This window comes from Staphylococcus sp. B1(2026) (genome assembly GCF_058895785.1).
On sequence record NZ_JBZXTS010000105.1, the window covers coordinates 1 to 1154 of the forward strand.

At 34.1% G+C, this 1154-nt stretch carries 2 protein-coding genes; both read left to right on the top strand.

What is annotated here, in order from left to right; translation table 11 throughout:
* The first annotated feature begins 182 nt into the window (after nucleotides 1-182).
* Nucleotides 183-620: a 50S ribosomal protein L13 gene (gene rplM / locus AC5EAH_RS08125; RefSeq protein ID WP_493494276.1), complete on the top strand. Its 438-nt coding sequence runs from the start codon at nucleotides 183-185 to the stop codon at nucleotides 618-620.
* 24 nt (nucleotides 621-644) lie between these two features.
* On the top strand, nucleotides 645-1037 hold the full coding sequence (gene rpsI / locus AC5EAH_RS08130; RefSeq protein WP_493494277.1) for a 30S ribosomal protein S9: 393 nt from the start codon (nucleotides 645-647) through the stop codon (nucleotides 1035-1037).
* Nucleotides 1038-1154 lie beyond the last annotated feature (117 nt).

Sequence of the window (1154 nt, forward strand, 5' to 3'; positions counted from 1 at the left end):
GACATTATCACATGTGAATGAGAGAATTATAAAATAAATATTGTATCTTTATTGACAGTTGAGATAAAGTATTATATTATTAAGTACGATATTGTTTTAATATCATCACGATAAGCCCCGGAAACTTACTCGAGAATACATTAAAACAGAATGATAAAGAAAAATTATGGAGGAACATTCTCATGCGTCAAACTTATATGGCAAATGCTGCTAATGTAGATAAAAAATGGTACGTTATTGATGCTGAAGGGCAAACTTTGGGTCGTCTTTCTTCAGAAGTTGCATCAATTTTACGTGGTAAACACAAACCAACATTTACACCACACGTTGATACAGGTGATCATGTTATTATCATCAATGCTGAAAAAATTGTATTAACAGGTAAAAAATTATCTGATAAAATTTACCGTCGTCACTCAATGCACCCAGGTGGATTAAAAGAGCGTACAGCAGGTGAAATGGTTGTTAAATATCCAACAGAATTATTGGAATTATCTATTAAAGGTATGTTACCAAAAAATACTTTAGGTCGTAAACAAGGTATGAAATTACATGTTTATACTGGGTCAGAGCATCCACATGAAGCACAACAACCAGAAAAATACGAATTACGTGGTTAATCAATAATAGGAGGATATTAAATCATGGCACAAGTACAATATAGCGGCACAGGTCGTCGTAAAAGTTCAGTAGCACGTGTACGTTTAGTTCCAGGTGAAGGTAAAATCACTGTAAACGGTCGTGATGTACGTGACTACTTACCATTTGAATCATTAATTTTAGACTTATCACAACCATTTGGTGTAACTGAAACAGCAGGTAATTATGATGTTTTAGTTAACGTTCATGGCGGTGGTTTTACAGGTCAGGCACAAGCAATTCGTCACGGTATTGCACGTGCATTATTACAAGCAGATCCAGAACACCGTGGTAACTTAAAACGTGCTGGTTTATTAACACGTGACCCACGTATGAAAGAGCGTAAAAAATACGGTCTTAAAGGTGCACGTCGTTCACCACAGTTCTCAAAACGTTAATGTTTATATCTTACAACCTCTATTTATATAAATAGAGGTTGTATTTTATATAAAAAATAGGAGCTACTGAAAATGTAGACTCTTTGTTAAATAGTGTTGATGAACAAAATTTGATAA